23 protein-coding genes and 1 tRNA gene are annotated in these 18468 nt (G+C 71.7%); 12 read left to right on the top strand and 12 right to left on the bottom strand.

Features of this window, described 5'->3' with window-relative positions:
• Positions 1-116: 116 nt before the first annotated feature.
• Positions 117-2549 (bottom strand): ATP-dependent helicase, encoded by a 2433-nt coding sequence (locus tag AB1K56_RS11180; RefSeq protein WP_136587153.1) that lies wholly within the window; start codon positions 2547-2549, stop codon positions 117-119.
• Between the two features lie 151 nt (positions 2550-2700).
• Entirely contained in the window at positions 2701-3177 is a 477-nt protein-coding gene (locus AB1K56_RS11175) for a general stress protein (RefSeq protein WP_371205686.1), read from the bottom strand.
• Between the two features lie 140 nt (positions 3178-3317).
• Between AB1K56_RS11175 and AB1K56_RS11170 the strand changes: the two genes are divergently transcribed.
• Positions 3318-3725, top strand: a complete 408-nt coding sequence (locus AB1K56_RS11170; RefSeq protein WP_371205685.1) for a YccF domain-containing protein — start codon at positions 3318-3320, stop codon at positions 3723-3725.
• Positions 3726-3738: 13 nt separating this feature from the next.
• Here the strand turns inward: AB1K56_RS11170 and AB1K56_RS11165 are convergent, their stop codons facing one another.
• Positions 3739-4677 carry a hypothetical protein gene (locus tag AB1K56_RS11165; RefSeq protein ID WP_371205684.1) on the bottom strand — a complete coding sequence of 313 codons (939 nt, stop codon included), beginning with the start codon at positions 4675-4677 and terminating at the stop codon, positions 3739-3741.
• 114 nt (positions 4678-4791) lie between these two features.
• Between AB1K56_RS11165 and AB1K56_RS11160 the strand changes: the two genes are divergently transcribed.
• From AB1K56_RS11160 to AB1K56_RS11135, 6 genes are all read left to right on the top strand, one after another.
• Positions 4792-5697, top strand: coding sequence for a DMT family transporter (locus tag AB1K56_RS11160; protein ID WP_371205683.1), 906 nt, complete (start codon positions 4792-4794; stop codon positions 5695-5697).
• On the top strand, positions 5678-6328 hold the full coding sequence (locus AB1K56_RS11155) for a GntR family transcriptional regulator (protein ID WP_371205682.1): 651 nt from the start codon (positions 5678-5680) through the stop codon (positions 6326-6328). The genes AB1K56_RS11160 and AB1K56_RS11155 overlap by 20 nt, the downstream gene beginning before the upstream one ends.
• 81 nt (positions 6329-6409) lie before the next feature.
• A tRNA-Met gene (locus AB1K56_RS11150) sits at positions 6410-6485 on the top strand.
• Positions 6486-6595: 110 nt separating this feature from the next.
• Entirely contained in the window at positions 6596-7066 is a 471-nt protein-coding gene (locus tag AB1K56_RS11145) for a helix-turn-helix domain-containing protein (RefSeq protein ID WP_371205681.1), read from the top strand.
• On the top strand, positions 7063-7473 hold the full coding sequence (locus AB1K56_RS11140) for a hypothetical protein (protein ID WP_205822891.1): 411 nt from the start codon (positions 7063-7065) through the stop codon (positions 7471-7473). Before AB1K56_RS11145 ends, AB1K56_RS11140 begins: the two co-directional genes overlap by 4 nt.
• 57 nt (positions 7474-7530) lie before the next feature.
• The gene (locus AB1K56_RS11135; RefSeq protein WP_136587161.1) at positions 7531-7755 is read left to right on the top strand and encodes an RNA-binding S4 domain-containing protein; all 225 of its coding nucleotides are present in this window, start codon (positions 7531-7533) and stop codon (positions 7753-7755) included.
• A 131-nt stretch (positions 7756-7886) separates the two neighbouring features.
• On the opposite strand, the gene AB1K56_RS11130 is transcribed toward AB1K56_RS11135, so the two are convergent.
• The 4 genes from AB1K56_RS11130 to ykgO all read right to left on the bottom strand — a co-directional run bounded on the left by AB1K56_RS11130 (position 7887) and on the right by ykgO (position 8896).
• On the bottom strand, positions 7887-8183 hold the full coding sequence (locus tag AB1K56_RS11130) for a hypothetical protein (protein ID WP_371205680.1): 297 nt from the start codon (positions 8181-8183) through the stop codon (positions 7887-7889).
• Positions 8180-8488 (bottom strand): ArsR/SmtB family transcription factor, encoded by a 309-nt coding sequence (locus AB1K56_RS11125; protein WP_371205679.1) that lies wholly within the window; start codon positions 8486-8488, stop codon positions 8180-8182. Before AB1K56_RS11125 ends, AB1K56_RS11130 begins: the two co-directional genes overlap by 4 nt.
• A gap of 81 nt (positions 8489-8569) precedes the next feature.
• Entirely contained in the window at positions 8570-8734 is a 165-nt protein-coding gene (locus tag AB1K56_RS11120; protein WP_371205678.1) for a hypothetical protein, read from the bottom strand.
• Between the two features lie 39 nt (positions 8735-8773).
• The gene (gene ykgO, locus AB1K56_RS11115) at positions 8774-8896 is read right to left on the bottom strand and encodes a type B 50S ribosomal protein L36 (protein WP_136587164.1); all 123 of its coding nucleotides are present in this window, start codon (positions 8894-8896) and stop codon (positions 8774-8776) included.
• Positions 8897-8975: 79 nt separating this feature from the next.
• Between ykgO and AB1K56_RS11110 the strand changes: the two genes are divergently transcribed.
• Both AB1K56_RS11110 and AB1K56_RS11105 read left to right on the top strand, forming a co-directional pair.
• Complete coding sequence (locus tag AB1K56_RS11110; RefSeq protein WP_371205677.1) at positions 8976-9971, top strand: GTP-binding protein; 996 nt, start codon at positions 8976-8978, stop codon at positions 9969-9971.
• A gap of 59 nt (positions 9972-10030) precedes the next feature.
• Complete coding sequence (locus AB1K56_RS11105) at positions 10031-10222, top strand: hypothetical protein (protein ID WP_136587166.1); 192 nt, start codon at positions 10031-10033, stop codon at positions 10220-10222.
• 62 nt (positions 10223-10284) lie between these two features.
• Here the strand turns inward: AB1K56_RS11105 and AB1K56_RS11100 are convergent, their stop codons facing one another.
• The 4 genes from AB1K56_RS11100 to AB1K56_RS11085 form a co-directional block, all read right to left on the bottom strand.
• Positions 10285-11379 (bottom strand): ABC transporter permease, encoded by a 1095-nt coding sequence (locus AB1K56_RS11100; RefSeq protein WP_371205676.1) that lies wholly within the window; start codon positions 11377-11379, stop codon positions 10285-10287.
• Complete coding sequence (locus tag AB1K56_RS11095) at positions 11376-12443, bottom strand: ABC transporter ATP-binding protein (protein WP_371205675.1); 1068 nt, start codon at positions 12441-12443, stop codon at positions 11376-11378. The genes AB1K56_RS11100 and AB1K56_RS11095 overlap by 4 nt, the downstream gene beginning before the upstream one ends.
• A gap of 175 nt (positions 12444-12618) precedes the next feature.
• Positions 12619-13548, bottom strand: coding sequence for an NAD(P)/FAD-dependent oxidoreductase (locus AB1K56_RS11090; RefSeq protein ID WP_371205674.1), 930 nt, complete (start codon positions 13546-13548; stop codon positions 12619-12621).
• Positions 13549-13715: 167 nt separating this feature from the next.
• Entirely contained in the window at positions 13716-14711 is a 996-nt protein-coding gene (locus AB1K56_RS11085; RefSeq protein WP_371205673.1) for a glycerophosphodiester phosphodiesterase family protein, read from the bottom strand.
• Between the two features lie 142 nt (positions 14712-14853).
• Here AB1K56_RS11085 and AB1K56_RS11080 point away from each other — a divergent pair, with 142 nt between their 5' ends.
• Together AB1K56_RS11080 and ligD are read left to right on the top strand one after the other, a co-directional pair.
• Positions 14854-15726 (top strand): Bax inhibitor-1/YccA family protein, encoded by an 873-nt coding sequence (locus AB1K56_RS11080; protein ID WP_136587171.1) that lies wholly within the window; start codon positions 14854-14856, stop codon positions 15724-15726.
• Positions 15727-15930: 204 nt separating this feature from the next.
• Complete coding sequence (ligD, locus tag AB1K56_RS11075) at positions 15931-17160, top strand: non-homologous end-joining DNA ligase (protein WP_371205672.1); 1230 nt, start codon at positions 15931-15933, stop codon at positions 17158-17160.
• Here ligD and AB1K56_RS11070 read toward each other — a convergent pair.
• A complete protein-coding gene (locus AB1K56_RS11070; RefSeq protein ID WP_371205671.1) occupies positions 17127-17684 on the bottom strand; it encodes a TetR/AcrR family transcriptional regulator in 558 nt (185 codons plus the stop codon). The genes ligD and AB1K56_RS11070 overlap by 34 nt on opposite strands.
• Before the next feature lie 70 nt (positions 17685-17754).
• Here AB1K56_RS11070 and AB1K56_RS11065 point away from each other — a divergent pair, with 70 nt between their 5' ends.
• Positions 17755-18468, top strand: coding sequence for an MBL fold metallo-hydrolase (locus AB1K56_RS11065; RefSeq protein ID WP_371205670.1), 714 nt, complete (start codon positions 17755-17757; stop codon positions 18466-18468).

The raw sequence follows: 18468 nt of genomic DNA, 5'->3' as shown, positions 1-18468 counted from the left end.
CGAGCGGCCGCGGGTGCACGTCCGCGGCGGTTCGGGGCGCATTCCTCACTCCGGGGCGGGAAGCTCACGCCCCGGACACGAGAACACGCCCCGAACCCACGGCCAGCTCCGCCGCGTCACACCTTCGCGATCGGCGCGATCTTCACCAGGAGCTTCTTCGGACCCACCGTGTCGAAGCGCACGTGCGCCACGCGCTTCGCGCCCTCGCCGGTCACGGCATCCACGCGGCCCTCGCCGAAGTCGTCGTGCCGGATGCGATCGCCCGCGGCCAGGACCATGTCGCCGTTGTCGCGCACCTTCGCGGGGATGCGGTTCGGGAACTTGCTCGGATCCGCCGGCGCGCGCTTGGGCAGAGGCACGAGGTCGTCGCCGTACCGATTGCCACCGCCGGTCTGGCCCGGCCGACGACCGCGCGCGTTGAGGGCGCGCGACTGCGAGCCTCCGCGACCGTTGACATCGCCGGGCGACTGGCGCCAGTCGATGAGGTCGGCGGGGATCTCTTGCAGGAACCGGCTCGGCATCGCCACCGTCACCTCGCCGAACTGCGCGCGGGTCATCGCGAGCGAGATGTGCAGACGCTTGCGGGCGCGCGTGATGCCGACGTAGAACAACCGGCGCTCCTCCTGCGGGCCGCCGGGCTCGTTCGCCGAGATGCGGTGTGGAAGTAGGTCTTCTTCGACGCCGGTGAGGAAGACAGCGTCGTACTCGAGCCCCTTCGCGGTGTGCAGGGTCATGAGCGACACCGAGCCCGATGCGTCGTCGAGGTCGTCGGCATCCGCCACGAGGGTGACCTCGGTGAGGAAGTCAATGATCGTGCCCTCGGGGTTGTTGCGCGCGAATTCGCGGGTCACCGCCACGAGCTCGTCGAGGTTCTCGAGGCGCGCTTCGTCTTGCGGGTCTTTGCTCGCGCGCAGCGCGTCGAAGTACCCGCTCTTGTTGAGCAGCAGGGTGAGCCCCTCGGTGACCGAGGTGGAGGGGGCGAGCTCTCCCGATGCCGGGAGCATGACCGCCGTGGCCTCGGTGAGCACGGCGTCGAGCTGGTCGATGGCCTTCTGCAGCTTGGGGCCGACGCCGAGCTGCGCGGAGTTGGCGAGGGCGTCGCGGAAGGTGATGTCGTGCTCGGCGGCGTACCGCGCGATGGCCGTCTCGGTGACGTCGCCGATACCGCGGCGGGGGCGGTTGAGGATGCGACGCAGCGCCATCGAATCGGCGGGGTTGGCGACGGCGACGAGGTAGGCGAGGGCGTCTTTGATCTCGGCGCGCTCGTAGAACTTGGTGCCGCCCATGATCTTGTAGGGCACGGCGGAGCGGATGAAGATCTCCTCGAGCGCTCGGGACTGCGAGTTGGTGCGGTAGAAGACGGCGACGCCGGAGTAGTCGACGCCCTTCTTGTGCAGGGCCTCGATCTCGTCGGCGACGAACTGCGCCTCGTCGTGCTGCGAGTAGCCGGTGAAGCCGATGATGGGGTCGCCCGCCCCGACGTCGGTCCAGAGCTTCTTGTCTTTGCGGTCGAAGTTGTTCGCGATGACGGCGTTGGCCGCCGACAGGATGTTCTGCGTCGAGCGGTAGTTCTGCTCGAGCAGCACGACCTTCGCGCCCGGATAGTCGCGCTCGAACTCGCTGATGTTGCGGATGTCGGCGCCGCGGAACGCGTAGATCGACTGGTCGGAATCGCCGACGACGGTGAGGGACGCCGCGTCTTCACCCGCTGGCTCGGCGTCGAAGATCATCATGCCGCCGGACGAGAACGGCTCGGCGTCCGACCCCGCAGGGCGCGTGAGCTCGTGGATCAGCGCGTACTGGGCGTGGTTGGTGTCTTGGTACTCGTCGACCAGGATGTGCCGGAACCGCTTGCGGTAGCGGTCGGCGACCTGCGGGAACGCCCGGAACAGGTAGACCGTCTGCGCGATGAGGTCGTCGAAGTCGAAGGCGTTGGCCCGCTGCAGCTCGCGCTGGTAGGACCCGAAGATCTCGACGAACACGCGCTCGGCGGGGTCGCTCATGTTCGCGGAGCGGGCGTAGGACTCGGCATCCGCCAGCTCGTTCTTGAGCTTCGAGATGCGGCTCTGCGTGCCCGCGGGGGTGAGACCGAACGAGTCGCCCTCGTGCTCTTTCACGAGGCGCTTGATGAGCGCACGCGAGTCGCCGGAGTCGTAGATGGTGAACGACTTGGTGAAGCCGAACTGCTCGGCCTCGCGCCGCAGGATGCGCACGCACGCCGAGTGGAACGTCGAGATCCACATGCCGTCGGCCTTCTGCCCGATCAGCTGGTGCACGCGCTCGCGCATCTCGCCGGCGGCCTTGTTGGTGAAGGTGATCGCGAGGATCTGGCTCGGATACGCCTCGCGCGTGCGCAGCAGAGAGGCGATACGGCGGGTGAGCACGCTCGTCTTGCCCGATCCCGCGCCCGCGACGATCAGCAGCGCCTGCCCGCGATAGGTGACGGCCTCGCGCTGGGGGCCGTTCAGGCCCTGCAGGAGGTCGGCGTCGGGGCGGGCGTCCGACGGCGCGGGACCGCCGACGATGAGGGGCGTGGAGGCATCGGTCATGGCGGGGTCAAGTCTAGGCGGGGCCTCCGACAACGGCCCCGGCCCACGTTCAGGCCGGCGGGTTCACCGCGCGCAATCGTGGCCCCGGCGCCGCGGACGACGCCCCGGGACCGGCCACCGGCCCCCGTGCTTCCCAGCCCCGCGGACGCCCTCAGCCCCGCGCTTCCCCCGCCGCACCCGACGACAGCAGCGACTGGGCGCGCGAGAAGTGCTCGGCATCCACCGTCACGTCCCACCGCTCCGCCTCGAAACCCTGCACGGACGAGAAGTCGCGGCGGCCGCCGGTGAACGCGTGCCCGGCGAAGCCGAAGACCGCTCCCCAGACCGCACCGAGGACGACGCCCAGCAGCACGAACCCGAGGAACCCGCCGACGCTCAGCAGCCCGATGAGCACCCCGATCATGAGGCCGAACCACGCGCCCGACGCCGCTCCGAGCAGTGCCGCCCGCCCGCGGGTCATCCGGCCGGTGACCTGTTCGACGATCCGCACGCCGTGCCCGACGATGGCGGTGTGCTCGACGGGGAAGCCGGCGTCGGAGAGGCGGTCGACGGCCGCCTGGGCGCCCGTGTAATCGGTGAAGCTCGACAGGACGCGGCGTTCGGGGGTGGCGCGGGTGACATCGGACATGGTCGGTTCCTTCCCTCGGTGGTTTCACGCTAACGGCGACGACAGTCGCGCGCGGGGCGGTTGCGCGCCGCCCGACGCCGGGTTAGCGGCCCCCTGTCAAACCCCGCGCACCGATCGGCCGCGCACGCGAGGATGGACGCATGCGCCTGATCCTCAACGTCCTGTGGCTCGTGCTGTCGGGTTTCTGGCTGTTCCTGAGCTACCTCGTCGCGGGGATCGTGCTCTGCATCCTCATCGTGACGATCCCGTGGGGCATCGCCTCGTTCCGTATCGGGTTGTACGCGCTGTGGCCGTTCGGCCGCGAGATCGTGGCGAAACCGACCGCGGGCGTGGGCTCGTTCCTCGGCAACCTCGTCTGGGTCGTCCTCGCCGGATGGTGGCTCGCCCTCGAGCACATCGTCACCGGCCTCCTGCTGTGCGTGACGATCATCGGCATCCCCCTCGGCATCGCGAACTTCAAGCTCGTGCCGGTCTCGCTCTTCCCGCTGGGCAAAGAGGTGCGCGACATCCGCCGCGGCGGGCCGTTCGATCAGACCCTCGGGCGCTGAGAGGCGGTCGGTCTCAGCGCGCCGGTCGCGCGTACGCGCGACGCGGAAGGGCGAGCAGGATGCCGACGACCGTGGCGACAGCGCCGATCACCGCCGTGACGGCCACGAGCTCGACGGGGAAGGCGCCGTCGCGCATGCCGGTCAGGCGCGCGAGGTCCCAGGGCAGGATGCCGACCTGCTCGTTCCACGAGCGCAGAGCGTCGCGCGCCCCCATGACGGCGATCGTCGCCGCGGGCAGCGCGTAGCCGATCCCCATGCCGGCCAGGGCGATGCCGCCGGCGCGACGGCGTCCGAGCTGCGCGGCGAGCGACCAGCCCGCCGCGACGAACACCCAGGCCACGAGGGCGAACGCGACCATCAGGTAGAGGATGCGCACCACCGGCGCCGACCACAGCGCCGGCCAGATGCCGTCGGGGCCGCTGAGGGCGACCGCGAGCAGGGCGACGACGCAGCGCAGCACGAGGGCGCCCCCGACCGCCGCGATGATCGGCCACGGCGAGCGCCTCCCGAGCAGCAGCCGCACCGCCGCGGCGAACAGCAGCCACCCGAGGACCGCGATCGCGACGCCGAGGAGACCGTCCCGCGGGGTCTGCACGATGCGCGTCGTCACGAGCAGTCCGCCGGGCACGAGGATCATGAGCCAGCGGTCCAGCGGGAGCACGCCGAGGCTGGATTCGCGCGCCCGCCAGGGTCGCGTCGACGCAATCCAGGTCGCGCGGGCGGCCGCCGCGCCGGGGCGGCGCACCAGGCTGGTGCGCGCCGCGAGCATGCCGATCACGAGCCACGCGACGCCGAGGAGCAGCAGCACCCGCGCCGCCCATTCGGTCGAGGGATCGACCATCATGGGCACCCGCGCGAACGGATCGACCAGCACGGCGATGACGGCCCCGAAGGCGAGGAGGATCCCGGCGACGCCGAGGGCCAGGATGCCGCGTCCCGCCGTCGTCGCCATGCACCCACGTTACCCGTCGGCGGCTGAGCGTCCGCTCGGGGCGGAGGCGGCAGGCAGCCCGCCCGCGCGTCCAGACGCGCAGCCCCCTCGACCACATTGTGTAACAATCCATCCATGCTTCCCGCCCTCGCCATCCTCGCCGCGGCGCTGTGTTTCTCCACGACCGGCACCGCGCAGGCCTTGGCCGGGGTCGACGCCTCGCCCATCGCGGTCGGCGCCGCGCGGATCGTGCTCGGGGGCGGCATCTTGGGTCTGCTCGCCCTCGGGCGGCGCACTCCGTCCCGCGCCACGACCGGGACGCGGGGGTCGATGGCGGCGCTCATCGCGCTCGGCGCCGTCGGCGTGCTCGCCTATCAGCCGCTGTTCTTCCTCGGGACCCGCGAGAACGGCGTCGCCATCGGCACCGTCGTCGCCCTCGGCTCCGCGCCCATCGCCACCGGGATCGCGGATGCCGTGCGCCTGCGCCGCTCCCCCACCTCGCGCTGGATGCTCGCCACCGCCGTCGCCCTCGCCGGCGTGGTGCTGGTGTCGGGGGTGACCGGCGGCACCGTCACGCTCTCCGCGGGCGGCCTGCTCGGATCGATCGGCGCGGGAATGTCGTACGCCCTCTATACGGTGTGCGCGAAGACGCTGATCGAGAGGGGGTGGGACTCCACGCGGGTCATGGGTACCGTCTTCGGCGTCGCCGCTCTCGCGAGCGTCCCCGTGCTGCTCCTCGCGGGCACGGGGTGGCTGCTCACGCCGAACGGTCTGGCGCTGGCGCTCTGGTTGGGCATCGTGACGACCGCGGTCGCCTACCTGCTGTTCGGGTGGGGCCTGGCGCGCCTCACCGCGGTGACCGTATCGACACTCACCCTCGCCGAGCCGCTTGCCGCGACCCTGCTCGGCCTGCTCGTGCTGCGCGAACAGCTGACGCCGGTGGGCGCGGTCGGCCTCGCTCTCATCGCGGTGGGCCTCGCCGTCGTCTCCGCTCCCGCCCGTCGACGCCAGGAGGTCGAGGATGCCGCAGCCCGCGCCTGACGCCCCCACGCCCGGCCCCCGCACGGCCGACGTCGTCGCCGACGCCGTGCGCGCCGGCATCCTCTCCGGGGACCTTCCACCCGGCACTCCGCTGCGCGAGGAGGAGCTGAGTGCGACGTACGGCGTCTCGCGGCACACCGCCCGCACGGCGCTCGCGCGTCTCACCGGCGAACGACTCGCCGCGGCCGAGCCCTATCGCGGCGTGCGGGTGTCGTCGCTCGACGACGACGCCCTCATCGCCCTGCAGCAGCTGCGGTGCGCCCTCGAGACCGAGGCCCTGCGGATCGTCCGCGACCGCGGCATCCGCCCTCCCGGGATCGAGGCGGCTCTCGACGAGCTGTCGGCGGCGGAAACCTCGGGAGACTGGGCGGCGACCCTCGCGGCGCACGCGCGCGTGCACCTCGCCCTCGTCGACGCCGCCGGGAGCCCGCGCATCGCCGAGGAGTATCGCCGCCTCGACTCCGAGATGCACCTCCTGCTCACACACGTACGCCCGGCCTACGCGCCCGGCGCCCTCACCGAAGAGCATCGCGCCTACGCCACCGAGGCGCTGCGCGATCCGGAGCGTGCCGTGCGCGCACACCTCGACCACTCGACCCGGGCGATCCTCGACGGGCGGCGCGGGGGCTGACCGACACGTGGCGACACATCCCGTCACGCTCCGCAACGCCCCTTCGCCGACCCGACGAGCCGGGTTAGCGTGGGGGCACATCGCGGCGATCCGGGCGGTCCCGGGCCTCGGCTCATAACCGAAGGCGTGGCGGGTTCGACTCCCGCCGTCGCGTCCACCTCTCCCGCTCGCCGCGCCCGTTGGGCCGGCCGTCGCCGATGATCCCGCGACGACGCGTCCTCGACGAGACGCATCCTGGCCGGTACCGTATACCACGGAGGTATACACGTGGCAGCGCGCTTCGATCCCGACGACGCCGCGGCGCTCGTCAAGGCCGCGCGACTCGATAGCGGAATGTCGCAGATGGAACTCGCGCGCGCCGCCGGCATGAGCCAGCCGCACGTCGCCGCGATCGAGACCGCGCGCCGCGGCGTCAGCGCGGAGGTTCTGGAACGCCTCCTGCGCGCGGCCGACTACCGCCCGAGCATCGCCCTCGAGGAGCATGCGGAGGAGATCATCGCCGTCGGCGCCCGATCGGGAGTGGTCGACATCCGCGTCTTCGGGTCGATCGCCCGCGGGTCCGATCACTTCACGTCCGACATCGACCTCGTGGCGAAACTCGACGAGGGCCGGAGCTATCTCGACGTCGCGCGCTTCCAGAATGAGGTGGAGTCGCTCACCGGCTTCCCCGTGGACGTCGTGGTCGACGACACCGGCCGTCCCGCGTTCCTCGACGACGTGACGGCGGTGCCACTGTGACGAACCCCGAGATCCCTCGGCGGTTCAGCCGCCTCCCCCGCGCCGACGCCCCGTCCGCCGACACCGCCCGAGCGAAGTTCGCGGAGAGCCTCGACGCCATAGAGGCCTTCCTCGAACACGCCACGACGAGCGGACGAGAGGCGTTCGTGCGCAACTCCCCCGCCTACGCGTCGGGATCGATGGTCATCATCCGCTGCGCCGCCCTCTTCGAGGTCGAGGAGTTCGCGCCGTTCCTGAACGATGTGCCCCACGAGGTCTCCAATGCCCTCCGCACCATGAGGAACATCGCCTCGCACGGCGGCTATCGAGCGATGAACGACACCCTCTTCTGGGCGACCCTCACGACCGACCTCCCCCCGTACCTCACCGCGTGGCGGTCGACCCTCGCGTCGAACCCCGCCCTCTGATCCGCCGACGGCCCCGACCGAGCGCCGGACCGCGCACCCACCTGCCATGCTGGATCCATGGCATCCCCCGCACCCCAGGACGTTCCCGTCGGCAGCGAGATGATCCGCCTCGGCCCGTTCCTGAAGTTCGCGGGCGTGCTCGACTCCGGCGGAGACGTCAAAGAGGCGATCATCGACGGCTACGTGACGGTCAACGGCGAGGTGGAGCGCCGCCGCGGACGTCAGCTGCAGGTCGGCGATGTGATCGCCTTCGAGGGTCGGTCCTTCCGCGTGCAGGCCTGACCGCGGGTCACCCCGGGACAACCCCGCCCGAGCGAACCCGAGACGCGGCGACGAAGAAGGCCCGCCTCCCCGAACGGGAAGCGGGCCTCGGACGGTCACCCCGCGCTCGTGACACGGGACGCCGTCGAACCTCAGTGCTCGTCGTAGTGGTCGCTGTGCAGCGCGTGACGGTGACCGTCGTGCACGTAGTCGGCGTGGTCGTCGTGCTCGACCTTCTCGTGCCCGCAGTCGTCGCCGTGACGGTGCTCGTCGACCGAGTGCTCGGCCTTCGACTCGTGCTCGTCGTAGTGGTCGCCGTGCAGCGCGTGGTGATGGGTACCGTGCACGTAGTCGACGTGATCGCCGTGCTCGATCTTCTGGTGCCCGCAGTCGTCGCCGTGCGCGTGCTCGTCGACGGTGTGCTCGGCGTGGGTCTCGGCAGTGCTCATTGTTCGTTCCCCTGGGTGGTCGGTTCGGTGACGTGGGCGATCGCGTCGAGCACGACGTGAGCGACGTGCTGGTCGGCGAGGGCGTAACGGATCTCTTTCCCGTCGCGCTCCGAGGTCACCAGGCCCGCCTGCCGCAGCGTGCGCAGATGCTGCGACACGAGCGGTTGGGAGAGTCCGGATGACGCCGCCAGCGCGCCTACCGTGAGCGGTTCGGCGTTCAGCAGCCAGACGAGCGCGAGACGCGACTCACTGCCGAGCACCTTGAACAGCTCCGCGGCCTCGTCGAGCCCTGCGATCTTGTCCACGTGCCTACGACACCACACGCATAAACGAATTGCAATATGTTCACGAAGTCGGGAACGGTTCTCGTTCGCGTTATCGCGACGTCACTCGTCGTCGCGCGGCCGGACGAGTCGCGTCCAGCCCCTCTCAGCGGCATCCTCGATCTTCTTCGCCTCGCGGCGACGCCACGCCTCGCGACCGACCGACGCCGCCTGCCAGGCCAGCGCGAATCCGATCACGATGCCCACGACCCACCCCGCAGCCTCCATGCGGGCGAGTCTACGAAGGGCGCCGGTAGGCGCCCAGCCCTACCCCTGCCGCCCCTTGAAGCGCGGATTGAGCTTGTTGATCACGAAGATCCTCCCGCGTCGGCGCACGACCTGTGCGCCGGGCTGATTCTTCAGGGACTTGATCGAAGCTCGGACCTTCATGGCATCCTCCTTGTTGATAACTGTTCTCAATAGGAGGCTAGAGTGTTCTCCGACCCGAGACAAACGAGAGGTGGATGCCATGCCCCGCACGATCGCCATCATGGGCGTCTGCGCCCCGGAACGCCGGGCCTACGCCGAACGCACCGCGATCGCCCTGGAACGGCCGCTCCACCTGCTGCGGTTCGCCGACCTGCGCGCCGCGCACGCCCTTCCGACCCCGCGCCCCCGCTCGACGGACGACCACGCGGTCGTCGACCTCGGCACCGACGTCGACCTCATCCACTCCCTCGTCGCCCGGGGCGGGGCCGACGTCGAGGCGGTCTGCGTCGTCGACGCCCGCCATATGATCGGCGACCTGCTCGACGATGCCGCCCTGGTGACCTCCGTGAAGCCCGGCGACTCCCGCGGCGACGTCGGTGCCCGCGCGCGCCAGGCCGCCCTCGCCCTCGAGCTGGCCTCGCGCATCGTCTGGATCAATTGGGAGCAGGTGCCGACGCCCGCCCTCGCCGTGCAGATGGCGCTGGCCTCCCACCTCAACCCCACCGCGGTGGTGCGTCTGTCGCGCGACCCGCTGAGCGACCTGCGGTCGCCCGCCGCGCACGAGGGCGAGCTGCTCGAACGCGCGGGCTGGGTTCGCGCTCTCAACGGCGAGCACGACCCGTTCATGCGCGATAACCGTGTCGCCACTCTCGTCTACGAGCAGGTGCGACCGTTCCACCCGCAGCGCCTGTCCGCCGCGCTCGACCGGCTCGACGACGGCGCCGCGGGACGCCTCGTGCGCTCGGCGGGATTCTGCCGTCTGGCCTCGCGCCCCGGCATCCTCGGGCGGTGGGAGCACGTCGGATCGGCCATGTGGATCGAACCGCTCGGAGCCGATGACGGCCGCATGGGCCTCGGCCAGGAGATCGTCTTCACCGGTCTCGATCTCTCCGCCCCGCGGCTCGCGCACGTCCTCGACGAGGCCGTCCTCACCGACGACGAGCTCGCGGCAGGACCGACCGCGTGGGCCGGATTCACCGACCCCCTTCCCGCGTGGCCCGCGACGCAGCCCTCCATTCCGGATGCCGCCGACTGAAGCGACCAGCTCCTGTCAAGCCGGTTCGCCCGCTCGGCGCCGAGGAGCACCGTGGAGGCATGAGCACTCCTGACATCCCCTCCCGCCACTCCGACGACGCGCACGCCGACTCCGCCGCCCCGACCGACGCCGTCACCGACGAGGTGCGCGAAGACGCCGCCGAGGCGGAGGAGCACGTGCACCTCGACGACCACACCGGCGACACGGTCGAGCCCGACCCGGGCTTCCCGGCCGCCGAAGGACACGCCTGAGGCGATGCCGGTGTCCCGCGCCGGTGGCGACACCGGCGCGGGGCTCGCCGACCGATCGGCGCTTACGCGATCCGCGTGCCCGGCGGCAGCCTCTTCGACGGGGTGCGCGTCCGGGCGATCCCCCATGCCATCAGCCCGCCCGCGATGACGAGCTGCACGAGCAGGCCCACGAACCAACTCGGCGCGGTGCCCGCGACCTGCTGTTCGGGGGTCGTGTAGTCGGGCACGCGCTCCGACGTGTACGACGCGCACGAGTCGTACTCGACACGCGGCTCCGGCGCGATCTGCGCCAGGCGCACCCCGTAGGCGATCTGCGAGAACAGATCGCTCGGCGCCCCGTACTCGGGGTCGTACGTGGGCGGGGTGGCATCGGCGAGGATGACGAACGGATTGGCCGCCAGCACCCACCAGACCCGGTCGAAGCGGGGGATCTCGGTATAGCTCGTCGAGTCGACGCACCCGACTTCACCCGGTGACGGGCACCCGTTCTGCGGCGACGTCGCGAACGGATCGCACCCGGAGGGCACCGCCGCGAAGTCGAAGTCGCGCGACACGACCTCTTGCGACGTGCGCAGGGCCGTCCCCCCGAGCCCGAAGACCAGCAGGGTGCCGATCGTGAGCGCGGCGACGATGAGGTACGTACTGGCCACAGAGAACAGTGGACGGGCGACGACGGCGCTCAGCCCGACGCCGATGGTCGCCACGACTCCGACCTCGAGCACGAGAATCACGAGAGAGGTCAGGATGACGAGGGGGTTCAGGCCGCCGGCGAACGTCGCCACGAGCAGGAACGGCGCCGCCACCACGAGGAAGGCGAGCCCCGAGATCCACGCGGCGAGGAACTTGCCGATGACGATCTCGCCCGTGGTCACGAGCGTGACCTGAACGGGGGCGAGGGTCGCGGCATCCCGGTCTCCGTTGACCGCGCTGCCACTGAGCGTCGGCGACACGAGCAGCACCAGCAGCAGCACGAGCATGATGACGATCGAGAAGAACAACTCGTTGCCGCCGTTCCAGAGCGCGAACGACGCGAACGAGAGCAGCAGCAGACCGAGCAGGATGAGCGCGAAGACGCCCAGCAGCACGTACCAGGCGACCGAGCGCACGCGCTGACGCAGCTCGATCCCGACGATCGTGCCCAGCCGGTGGAGGTTCATGCGCGGCTCCCGTCGTCGCGTCGATCGGTCGGCGGGTCGCCCGCGGCTCCCGCCGTCCCGTCGGGCTCCTGCGCGGCATCCGTCGGCGCCGCCTCGGCATCCGGAGCCGGGGGCGCGTTATCGGCAGAGCGGGCGTCGCCCCGCAGGTCGAGGAACGCGTGCTCGAGATCTCCCACGGCCGGGGCGAACTCGACGACCGGCAGACCGGCGCTCGCGAGCGCGCGGAATCCCGCGACGGCCGCGGCCTCGTCGGCGAACGGGACGAGCACGTCGCGACGGTCGACGCCCACCTCGGCCGCGGTGCGTCCCAGTGCCGCGGCGATGTCGGCTCGGGCGGCGTCGCCCGGCCGCGACGGATCGGTCAGCAGGCGCACGCGCCACGGACGCACGCGCGTGGCGGCCGCGGCGACCCGGTCGCTTCCGACCGTGCGCCCGTCGACGATGAAGACGGCGTCGTCGACCACCTCTTCGAGCTCCGACAGCACGTGGCTCGAGATCAGGATCGTGCGTCCCTCGGCCGCGAGCCGCCTCAGCAGCTCGCGCAGGGCGATGCGCGCCTGGGGGTCGAGACCCGACGCCGGCTCGTCGAGCAGGAGCACGCGCGGATCGTGCACGAGGGCGCGGGCCAGGGCGAGGCGCTGCTTCTGCCCCCGCGAGAGCACCCGCGCGGCGGAGTGAGCGACTCCGGAGAGATCGACGAGGGCGAGCAGCTCGTCCGCGCGAGCACGGGCGTCGTCGCGCGACAGGTCGTACAGCTGCGCGGTGGCCACCAGCACCTCTCGGGCGGTGAGACTCGGCCAGGCGCCGAGCGAATCCGGCATCCAGCCCAGGATGCGGCGCGCACCCGCGGGATCGCCCAACGGGTCGATGCCGCCGATGCGCAGCGTTCCGTCGTCGGGTCGCAGAAGCGAGGCGAGCATGAGCATGAGCGTCGTCTTGCCGGAGCCGTTCGGCCCGACCAGTCCCGTCACCCGACCCGGCGCCGCCGAGAACGTGACGTGCTGCACCGCCTGCACCGCACCGAACGACCGTTTGACGCCCGCGACATCGATTCCGGCTCCCATGCGCCCACCCTAGGGGGAGGGTCCGACACGCCGACCCGCGGGCCCCCTCGACCGCACGGCGACTCCCCCACGTCGACGGGCGGCACCGCCGATTCCCGCGTCTCACCGCCCGCGCGTGTCGCCCCACTCACCACGGGACGGCCGCGCGCTGCACCCGTCGCACGCGACGGAGAGCTCAGGATGCCGCGAGCGCGCGCCCCAGCGCATCGCCCGAGGTCCACGCGGTGCGCACCGCCGCGCTCTCCCCCCAGGCGTCACCGCAAGCCGAAAGGCCCGGAGAGCGGAAGAACGGCCGCCCGGTCGTCTCGGCCGGGCGAGCGAAGGTCCACCGGTGCGCGCGGGTCGCGACCGGGTCGTCGTCGATGCGCAGCAGGCGCCGGGTCGCGGCGAGGACGGGCGCGATCGCCGCGTCCGGATCGTCGAGGTGGCGTCCGGCCCGCTCCGCCGTCGTGTGCACCACGAGCACGGGGGCGCCGTCGCCTCTCCTGTCGCCGTCGTCCGCGATGAACGACACGTCAGGATCGTCGGCGGCGAAGGCGCCGTGCAGGTCGGCATCCCATCTCCGCTCGTCCCACCGCAGCACCACGGCGATGACGGGCTCCCACTCCTGCGCCCCGCCGGGGGCCTCCCCCGCGAGTCGCGCGGCCTGCGGAGCGGGCATGGCCAGCACCACCTCGCCGGCGTCGTCGCCGTCGACACGGAAGGGCTCGACGCTCTCGACGACGCGCTCGTTCTCCACGTCCAGCCCGTCGGCCAGATCGAGCGCCAGGGAGCGCAGTCCGAGGGGCGCCGCCCACCGCATCGGCCCGGGCTTGGGGGTCTGCGACCCGTCCGGCTGGATCACCTGGAACGTGTCGGTCCAGGGCCGCGCGAGCTGTCGCTCCTCCCATCCGGCGACGACGTGGGCGAAGCCCTCGGCCTCGCCGACGACGAAGTACGACGCGCCGAGGTCGACCGCGCGCCCGTCGATCGTGCGGCTCGACAGCCGTCCCCCCACGCGACGGCCGCGGTCGAGCACGCGCACCGACCGTCCGGCATCCTGAACGGCCCGCGCGCACGCGAGACCCGAGATGCCGCCACCGACCACCGTCACGTCCACCGTCATACCGTCATCCTCGCCCGGGCGCCCCCGGGAGCCGGCGGGGTTGCGCGGACCCTGCCCTCCGCCCCCCGGGCGCAGCACCCGCGCGAGCAGAACTCCTGAGAATCCGCACCGTGCGCGGGCCCGCTCCGCTCGATGACGCGGCAGCGCCCCACAGTCGCGCGCGAAAGTCAGGAGTTCCGCGCGGCGCCGCCGAAGAACTCCACGCCCAGATCCGGGTGATCCACGAACACGCCGTCCAGCCGGGCGTCGCGCAGCACTCCCCACTCGCGGCGGTAGTCGCCGAGCGCCGCTCTGCCGCCGCCCCGACGGTAGGCCGGAAGCAGGAAGGCGTTCTCGGGACGACACGTCCAGGTGAACACCCGCAGTCCGCGCCCCTGCGCCGCCCCGACGAACCCGGCCGGCCCTTTCGCCCGCCCCCACCGGTCGGGGGCGAGCACGAGGCGCTTGTCGGGACTGATCCCCTCGACCTCGTCGGCGAGCGCGTCCAAGCCGGCCGCCGTAAGCATCGACGCGTACGTCCGCGCCTCGGACCCGTCGCGCTCGCGCAGATCCCACGGCGCTCCGTCGGCCTCGATCAACTGCACCAGGGGAACGCGGATGCCGCGCTCTCGCAGCCGCGCGAGCACGAGGGGCTCGAAGGATTCGATGACGAGGGCGTCCACGGCCTCCGCCCATCCGCTCTCGCGCAGTTCGGCGGCGACGAGCTCGGCCATGTCGAAGCCCCGACGCGCGAAGGCGGCGGCGTGCTTGATCTCGAGCACGACGCCGATCCCGGCCTCCCGCGCGAGGTCGAGCACGTCGCGCAGGCGCAGCAACGGTTCAATGTCGTCGTGCGCGGCACTGCCGGGGCGGATCGCGGGGATACGTTCGCGACAGCGCAGGGTCTGCAGCTCCGCCCAGGTGAAGTCCTCGGTGAACCAACCGGTCAGCTCCTCGCCGTCGATGACCCTCGACGTGCGCCGATCGGCGAAGGCGGGGCGCGTCGAGACGTCGGTGGTGCCGGAGATCTCGTTCTCGTGTCGCACCACGAGCACGCCGTCCTTCGAGGGCACGACGTCGGGCTCGACGGCATCCACCCCCGCGGCGATCGCCCGCTGATAGGAGGAGCGGGAGTGCTCGGGGAGGTATCCGGGAGCTCCGCGATGACCGATGACGACAGGCACCCCGTCACGGTAGCGACGGCGGGTGAACACGAGGTCCGCTCAAAGCAGAATCCCAGTCAGCACAAGGAATCTGGCGGCCCTCTCGGCTAGTGTTGTCTGACAGCACGGTGCTGTGATCACCATCTTTGGAGTGTGAGTTCCCGTGGCCCTCAACAACCCGGCATTCAACAACCCGGCGTTCCAGGACCCTCGAGCCGGTGGCGCTCAGACGCGCTACAGCCCGCCCCCGGCCGTCGACCCCGCCGCCGCCGCGACGATCGAAGGCGCCTATGCCGCCCCGTCGGCCAGCGCCGTCGACACCGGCCGCATGACGGTGGAAGACACCGTCATGAAGACCCTGGCGCTCTTCGGCATCCTCGTCGTGACCGCCGTCGTCGGCTGGATCTGGTCGATGGCCGGCGTCAGCGCCGCCAACCCGAACCCGAGCGCTGCCCCGATGATCGTCGGTGGCCTCGTCGGCTTCGTGCTGGCCATGGTCGCGACGTTCAAGAAGAAGCCCTCCGTCCCCGTCTTCGTCGCCTACGCGGCGTTCGAGGGTCTGTTCGTCGGCGGAATCTCGGCGTTCTTCGAGTTCATCTTCCCGGGCATCGTCCTGCAGGCGACGCTCGGCACCCTGTCGGTCGTCGGCGTGACCCTCGCCCTGTTCGCGAGCGGCAAGATCCGTGCCTCGGCCCGCGCCACCAAGATCTTCCTGATCGCGATGGTCGGCTACCTCGTGTTCAGCCTGGTCAACCTCGGCCTCATGCTGTTCAACGTCCCGATCGCCGGCGGCGCGTTCGGTCTGCGCAGCGGCATCGAGATCTTCGGCATCCCGCTCGGCGTCATCATCGGCGTGTTCGTGGTCATCATGGCCGCCTATTCGCTGGTGCTCGACTTCGACCAGATCCAGCGCGGCGTGCGCAACGGCGCCGCCCGCGTCTACGGCTGGGTCGGCGCCTTCGGCATCATGGTCACCGTCGTGTGGCTGTACGTCGAGATCCTGCGCCTCATCGCCATCGTGCGCGGCAACAACTGACGCACGCGCGTCGTACGAAGGGCCGTCCCGCTCGGGGCGGCCCTTCGTCGTTCTCCGCCCCGGGCCGCCCTGCCCCGCACCGTCCCGCGTCCCCACCCCGCACCCCGTGCCGGACCGTCGGCCCTCCGCCGCACCCCGCCCCGCACCCGCGACCCCGCCCGCAAGGGGCCCCCGCCCCGGATGCCGCGGCGCTAGCCTCCCGGCATGAGCCCCGCGAAGACTCCCCCCGAGATCCTCGACGTCGACGGCCACGAGGTGCGCGTCACCAGTCCCGACCGCGTCGTCTTCCCCGAGCCGGGCCTGACCAAGCTCGATCTCGTGCGCTACTACCTTGCCGTCGCCGACGGGGCGCTGCGCGGAGCGGGCGGTCGCCCCATGGTCCTCAAGCGCTTCTCGAAGGGCCTCGATCAGGAGCCGTTCTTCCAGAAGCGCGTGCCCGAGAACCACCCCGCCTTCATCGACACCGCGACGCTGCGCTACGCCTCCGGCACGTCGGCCGAAGAGACGGTGATCCGGGATGCCGCGGGCCTGGCGTGGGTCGTCAACCTCGGCTGCCTCGACCTCAACCCGCACCCCGTGCGCGCGGAAGACCTCGACCATCCCGATGAGCTGCGCGTCGACCTCGACCCGATGCCGGGGGTCGACTGGGCGCAGATCGTCGACGTCGCGTTCATCGCCCGCGAGGTGCTCGACGACCATGGCCTCGTCGGGTGGCCGAAGACGTCGGGCTCGCGCGGCCTGCACATCCTCGTGCGTATCCGCCCCGAGTGGGAGTACGCCGACGTGCGCCTCGCCGCCGAGACGCTCGCCCGCGAGGTCGAGAACCGCGCCCCGGGCCTCGCAACGGCCCGCTGGTGGAAGGAAGAGCGCGGCGAGAGCGTGTTCGTCGACTTCAACCAGAACGCCAAGGACCGCACGGTCGCCTCGGCCTACTCGATCCGCGCGCTGCCCGACGCCCGCGTCTCGACCCCGCTCACGTGGGACGAGCTGCGCTCGCGCCGACCCGCGGAGTTCACCGTGCTCACGGTGCCCGAGAGGTTCGCCTCGATCGGCGACCCGCACGCCGGGATCGACGACGCCGCGGGATCCCTCGACGCCCTCCTCGCCCTGGCGGCGGAGCTCGGACCGGCCGAGAAGCCGCCGCGGGGTTCCGACGGCTCGGGCCGCCGCGCCTCGACGATGCCCCTCATCGAGGTCGCCCGCACGAAGACGAAGCCCGAGGCCCTCGACGCCCTCGAGACGTGGAAGGCGCGGCATCCCGAGGCCGCGGCCGCCCTGCATCCGGCCGACGTCCTGGTCGACGGCATGCGCGGGTCGAGTTCGCTCTGGTACCGCGTGCGCGTGAACCTCCAGCACGTCCCGGATGCCGCGCGCCCCGGGCAGGAGGAGTTGATCGCCGACTACGACCCGTGGGCGGGGCGCTCCGACTCCTGAGCGGTCCGCAGGGATCCCACCAGGTGCGCGATCCCGTAGCGGTAGGCCTCGTCGAGATCGCCGCCGAGACGGAAGGCCCCGGCGAGCTCCATCGTGACGAAGCCCGTCGCCCAGGCCGTGAGCAGGCGAGCCGCGTCGAGAGCGTGGGCCGGGCCCACGACGGCCTCGGTCACGCGCAGCACCGGCGCGCTCGTGGCGGCGAGCCGGTCAGCATCCACCAGGCTCGTGAACAGCAGGCGGAACGCCTCGGGCCGTTCGCGCCCGAAGCGTCGGAACGCGAGGAGCGCGTCGTCGAGACGCCCGGATGCCGCCTCGAGCCGGCGCGTGAGGTCGTCGGCGGCCTGCTCCCCCACCAGGTGCAGCAGGGCGTCGCGGTCGCGGACGCGCTTGTACAGCGAGGGTGCCTTGACGCCGACCGCGTTCGCGACGGCCTGCATCGTCACGGCGGCGGGCCCGCCGTCCTCGAGCAGGCGGACGGCGGCGCCGATGATCTGCTCGGTCGACGTTCTCTCCGGTGTCGGCATGATCCCTCCCCATGGCTACGTGGATAAGCTATCATGGCTAATGTTCGTAGCCATCAGTCAGGAGAACCCCATGCAACTCGGCCCCGCGGTCCACCGCATCGGCAACGACATCGTCGCCGCGTACCTCATCGTCCAGCCGGAGGGCATCACCCTCGTCGACGCCGGGCTCCCCGGCATGTACGCCGATCTCCGCCGCGAACTGGATGCCATCGGCCGCTCGCTCGACGACATCCGCGGGGTGGTCCTCACCCACGGCGACAGCGACCACGTCGGCTTCGCGGAGCGCCTGCGCCGCGAGAGAGGCGTCCCCGTCTTCGTGCACGCGGCCGACGCGGACCGCGCCCGCGGCGGCGACAAGCCCAAGACGCCGATGGGACCGATGCGCCTCGGTCCCCTGCTCGGCTTCGCGGCCTTCGGCATCCGCAAGGGCATGCGGCCGCAGTGGCTGACCGAGGTCGTCGCGCTCGACGGCGACTCGACGCTCGACCTGCCCGGCGCACCCCGGGTGATCTCCATGCCCGGGCACTCCCCGGGCAGCATCGCCGTCTTCTCGCCCGCGGTGCGAGCCGTGTTCGTCGGCGACGCGCTGACGACCCGGCACGTGCTCACCGGCCGCACGGGCCCCGGACCGGCGCCCTTCACCGACGACCCGTCCGCGGCGATCGCCTCGCTGGCGCACATCGCCGATCTGGATGCCGACTGGGTACTCCCCGGCCACGGACCGGCGTTCCACGGGTCCCCCGCGACCGCCGTCCGCGCCGTGCGGGAGGCCGCGCGCGCCTGA

The sequence above is a fragment of the Microbacterium sp. BWR-S6Y genome, assembly GCF_041379845.1.
GTDB classification, from domain to species: domain Bacteria; phylum Actinomycetota; class Actinomycetes; order Actinomycetales; family Microbacteriaceae; genus Microbacterium; species Microbacterium hydrothermale.
This window is presented reverse-complemented; position numbering and strand designations above follow the sequence as displayed.